4 protein-coding genes are annotated in these 4,960 nt (G+C 61.0%); 2 read left to right on the top strand and 2 right to left on the bottom strand.

The genetic code is table 11. The features are described 5' to 3' along the window. Positions 1 to 444: 444 nt before the first annotated feature. The gene (locus VGG47_RS12585) at positions 445 to 1,218 is read right to left on the bottom strand and encodes a DeoR/GlpR family DNA-binding transcription regulator (RefSeq protein ID WP_331539069.1); all 774 of its coding nucleotides are present in this window, start codon (positions 1,216 to 1,218) and stop codon (positions 445 to 447) included. 302 nt (positions 1,219 to 1,520) lie between these two features. On the opposite strand from VGG47_RS12585, the gene glpD reads away from it, so the two are divergent. Next, positions 1,521 to 3,068: a glycerol-3-phosphate dehydrogenase gene (gene glpD / locus VGG47_RS12580; protein ID WP_331539067.1), complete on the top strand. Its 1,548-nt coding sequence runs from the start codon at positions 1,521 to 1,523 to the stop codon at positions 3,066 to 3,068. Between the two features lie 25 nt (positions 3,069 to 3,093). After that, positions 3,094 to 4,581 (top strand): glycerol kinase GlpK, encoded by a 1,488-nt coding sequence (gene glpK / locus VGG47_RS12575; protein ID WP_331539065.1) that lies wholly within the window; start codon positions 3,094 to 3,096, stop codon positions 4,579 to 4,581. A gap of 70 nt (positions 4,582 to 4,651) precedes the next feature. On the opposite strand, the gene VGG47_RS12570 is transcribed toward glpK, so the two are convergent. Beyond that, positions 4,652 to 4,960, bottom strand: a 309-nt coding sequence (locus VGG47_RS12570; RefSeq protein WP_331539063.1) for a hypothetical protein, incomplete at its 5' end; no start/stop codon positions are given.

Below are 4,960 nucleotides of genomic sequence, written 5' to 3'. Positions count from 1 at the left end.
CAGACCGTACCTTCTGGCCAACGGATGGCCTCAAAGTGCTTACGGGCAGCTTCTTCGTCGTTGTAGATCGGGTTTGTAAGGTCGTATGTCATGCCACTTTAGTAACGTTTTTGGCGTGGTACGTCAAGTGCATAATAGCGTTTTTAATCCCAGAGAGACGTTGCGTCCGTCCCGGTCCAAGGCAGAGTATCGCTGCAACCGGTAGTAGGGAAGGTGAATTCGCACTGTCGATGAATATTTCAATACCAAAACGGTCAGGCTAACGGGGCCGGCCGCAGCAAACCTGTTTATGGGCTCGTCATGACCCGCTCGCTGCTGGCCTACCTGGATGAACCCGCCAAAACTCTTCCACTCCGGGGCCATAGGCGTCGTCGCCGACACCCCCATGGCCCAGCGGAATAAAAGTTTTTGCGCCGCTTTTGATCGAAAAAGGGGCCCCTTCTTCTATGCCGAAATCCTCACGACGATGCCGGCCTGTTCGAGCATCGCGCCGATCGGCTCCGGCGGCGGCGCGTCCGTATAAAGCGCCGAGATCTCCGTGATGTTCCCCACTTTCACCAAGGCCGGCCGCCCGAATTTCGAGCCATCCGCCAGCAAAAACACCCGGCGCGAATTGCGGATGATCGCCTGCGCGCACAGCACCTCGTCCAGATCAAAATCGAATAACCCGCCATCCAGGTCGATGCCGGAAATGCCGATGATCCCGATATCCGCCCGATATTGCTCGAATGTCCGCACCGTCGGCTGGCCGGTCACGGCGCCGTCGCGGTTGCGCACCTTGCCGCCCGCCATGACGATCGAAAAATTCGGGTTTTCGCTCAAGATTCGCGCGACATTGAGGTTGTTGGTGATGACCTGCAGGTCGCGATGCGCCAGCAGCGCGCGCGCTGCCTGCTCGGTTGTCGTGCCAATATTGATGAATAGCGAAGAGTGGTCCGGCACGTCGCTCGCGACCTCATGCGCGATCCCCTGCTTGGCCGCCAGATTCACCACCTGACGGCGGTGATATTCCATGTTCTCGATCGACGAGGCGAGTCCGGCGCCGCCGCGATAGCGCGACAGCCGTCCTTCGGTCGCGAGCGTGTTCACGTCGCGCCGGATGGTCTGCACGGTCACACCGAAATGGTGGGCGAGTGCCTCCATTGTCAGAAACCCTTGCCGGCTGACCATTTCAACGATGCGCAAGCGCCGCTGCTCGTTCCCCTGCGTCTCAGACAATGATTTGGTCCCTTCCCCGCGTAAAGCGGCCGCTTTTTGAAAAAAGCGGCGCAAAAACTTTTGGCGATGCTGGGGCCATGGGCACTGTCACCGACAACGCCCATGGCCCAGCATTAACAAAGTTTTTTTGCTTCTTTTTGTTCACAAAAAGAAGCCTTCCTTTTCGCGCTAATGTCACCGTACGAAAATATTTTTAAAAGTGCGTTTGATTTAGCACAATTCTTGACGGAAAATTTTCGTTTACGAAAATTGACGCTCGCGCTACAATCGCACACCGAGCAGATGGGGAAACTGGCATCGTCATGACCGGGATAAACTCTAGTAACCCTGTTGACCTGTTAATCGTCGGCGGCGGCATCAATGGTGCCGGCATCGCGCGCGATGCCGCGGGGCGTGGGCTTTCGGTGCTGCTGGTTGAGCAGCACGACCTTGCCGCGCACACCTCATCCGCCAGCACCAAGCTGGTCCATGGCGGGCTGCGCTACTTGGAATATTATGAATTCCGCCTGGTCCGCGAAGCGCTGCGCGAGCGCGAGCGCCTGCTGGCCATCGCCCCGCACATCATCTGGCCGCTGGAATTCGTGCTCCCGCATTCACCCGAGCAGCGCCCGGCCTGGATGATTCGCGCCGGCCTGTTCCTGTACGACCATCTCGCCCGGCGCCAGCGCCTGCCGGCCTCCCGCGCGGTGCGGTTCGGTCCGCACCCCGCGGCGGCGACTCTCAAACCGGCCTATCGCCGCGGCTTCACCTATGCCGATTGCTGGGTCGAAGACAGCCGGCTGGTGGTGCTGAACGCGCTGGACGCCGCCGAACGCGGCGCCGTGATCCGCACCCGCACGCGCCTAGTCTCCGCCCAGTCGGAGGGCGCGCTCTGGCATGCCACGTTGCAAACCGAAAACGGCCCGCACGAAACGATCACGGCACGCGCCATCGTCAATGCCGCCGGCCCCTGGGTGGGCGAGATTCTTGCCGACAGGCTGGGCCGCACCGGCGGCAAGACCGTCCGGATGGTCAAAGGCAGCCACATCATCGTTCCGCGCCTGTACGAAGGCGAACATGCCTTCATCCTGCAAAATACGGACGGACGCATCGTCTTCGTCATTCCCTACGAACAGAATTTTACTCTGATCGGCACCACTGACATCCCATACGAAGACGATCCTGGTGACGTGAAAATTTCGGCGGAGGAGACAAAATATCTTTGCGACAGCGTCTCCCGCTATTTCCGCACCGAGGTCACACCGGCGGATGTGGTGCGCAGTTATGCCGGCGTCCGCCCGCTCTACGACGACCATGCCGAAAACGCCGCAGCCGTGACGCGCGACTACGTTCTGGAGGCCGAAGGCGGCGCCGGCCGCCCGGCTTTGCTCTCGGTGTTCGGCGGCAAAATCACCACCTACCGCAAACTCGCCGAACACGCGCTGGAAAAGCTTCTGCCCCTTATGGGCCGCCCCGCCGGCGCCGGCTGGACCGCGCAAGTGCCGCTACCCGGCGGCGACATGCCCGCGGATTTTGCCGCCTATCTCGCCACCATCACCGCCAAATTTCCGCTCCTGCCGCAGCACCTGCTGCAGCGGCTGGTCCGCGCCTACGGCACGCGCGCCGAAACCATTCTGGGCGGAGCAGAAATACTCGCCGATCTCGGCGAGGATCTCGGCGGTCATCTCACCACCGCCGAAATCGACTATCTGGTCGCGCAGGAATGGGCACGCACGCCGGAAGATATCTTGTGGCGCCGCTCGAAACTCGCGCTGCACGTGCCGGACGGCACCGCCGAGCGCCTCGCCGCCTATCTGAAAACGCCGGAACGGGCGGAGCCTTTCGCGAGACAGTTTCACCAGGCTGGCTGATAACAACAAAAAACCGGAGGAAAAAATGAGCCAATATGTCGGCGCCATCGACCAGGGCACCACCAGTTCGCGTTTCATCTTGTTCGACAAACGCGGCAACGTGGTTTCCGTCGCGCAAAAGGAACACCGGCAGATCTATCCAAAGCCGGGCTGGGTCGAACACGACCCCATGGAAATCCTCGCCAATACGAATGAGGTGATCGGCGCGGCCCTGGCCCGCGCCAACCTCACCGCTTCCGACCTCGCCGCGGTCGGCATCACCAACCAACGTGAAACCACCGTGCTCTGGGATCGGCATACCGGCCAGCCGCTCTGCAACGCGCTGGTCTGGATGGACACGCGCACCGACCAGATCGTGCACCATTTCATGCGCGACGGCGGCCAGGACCGTTTCCGCGCTAAAACCGGCCTGCCGCTCGCCACCTATTTCTCCGGCCTCAAGCTCCGCTGGATTCTGGAAAACGTCGACGGCGCGCGCGAGAAAGTCGAAGCCGGCGACGCGCTGTTCGGCACCGTCGACAGCTGGCTGACCTGGAATTTGACCGGCGGCCTGCACCTCACGGATGTCACGAACGCCAGCCGCACCATGCTCATGGATCTTGCCTCCTGCGCCTGGGACCAGGACATGCTGCGTGCGTTCAACATCCCCGCCGCCTGCCTGCCGAAAATCGTGTCCTCCTCGAGAGTCTATGGCGAGATTGTCTCAAACCCGCTGCGCGGCACGAAACTCGCCGGCATTCTCGGCGACCAGCAGGCCGCCCTGGTCGGCCAGACCTGCTTCTCAGCCGGCGAAGCCAAGAACACTTACGGCACCGGCTCCTTTATGCTGATGAACACCGGCAAGGAGCCGGTGCAATCAAAAGCCGGGCTGCTCACCACACTGGCCTACCAGTTTGGCGACGAGCCGCCGCATTACGCGCTGGAAGGGGCGATCGCGATCACCGGCGCGCTGGTGCAATGGCTGCGCGACAACATGAAACTCTTCGACGTCGCCGCACAGATCGAACCGCTGGCGCGCAGCGTCGAGGATAATGGCGACGTCTACATCGTGCCCGCCTTCTCCGGCCTGTACGCGCCCTATTGGAAGGACGACGCGCGCGGCGTCATCGCCGGCCTCACCCGCTACGCGACGCGCGCGCATCTCGCCCGCGCGGCCCTCGAAGCCACCGCCTACCAGGTGCGTGACGTCCTCGAGGCGATGCAGGAAGACAGCGGCATCAAGCTCGCCGCGCTGAAGACCGATGGTGGCATGGTCGCCAACGAACTGCTCATGCAATTCCAGGCGGATATGCTGGGCACGCCAGTCATCCGGCCCAAGGTCAGCGAAACGACCGCCTTGGGCGCCGCCTACGCCGCCGGCCTCGCGGTGGGCTACTGGCGCAACACCGACGACCTGCGCGCCAATTGGGGCGTGGATAAGACCTGGACTCCTTCCATGGCGGAAGAAAAGCGCGCCCATCACTACAAATCCTGGAAGAAGGCGGTGCAGCGTTCCTTCGCCTGGGTAGACTGATAGAGGAAAGCAGCCGCTTTTTGAAAAAAGCGGCGCAAAAACTTCTGCTCCGCTGGGCCAGAGGCTATTGTCAGCTACACGCCCACGGCCCAGCGTTAACAAAGTTTTTTGCTTCTTTTTGCTCACAAAAAGAAGCCTTCCTCTGCGCCATCGCTCCACCAAGAAAAACGGCCACAAAATAAATAACAGGGAGAAACAACCATGAATCGGCAATTGCTCGGCGAGTTGATCTCGGAAGCCTGAGCTGGCCCCCGTAGTGAGGACCACTTCCGACTGGGATTAAGGTGGGGTCGGTGCCGTTCCATCTTTCATAAAAATTAAGCTGCTTGCTGCTGTTGTGGCTGTGGGTATGTGGGCAACGCGTTAGCGTTGTCCAAGC

This window comes from Acidocella sp. (genome assembly GCF_036489515.1).
In the GTDB taxonomy this organism is placed as follows: domain Bacteria; phylum Pseudomonadota; class Alphaproteobacteria; order Acetobacterales; family Acetobacteraceae; genus Acidocella.
The sequence above is the reverse complement of the archived record's forward strand: the minus strand, read 5'-3'. Positions and strand labels throughout refer to the sequence as shown.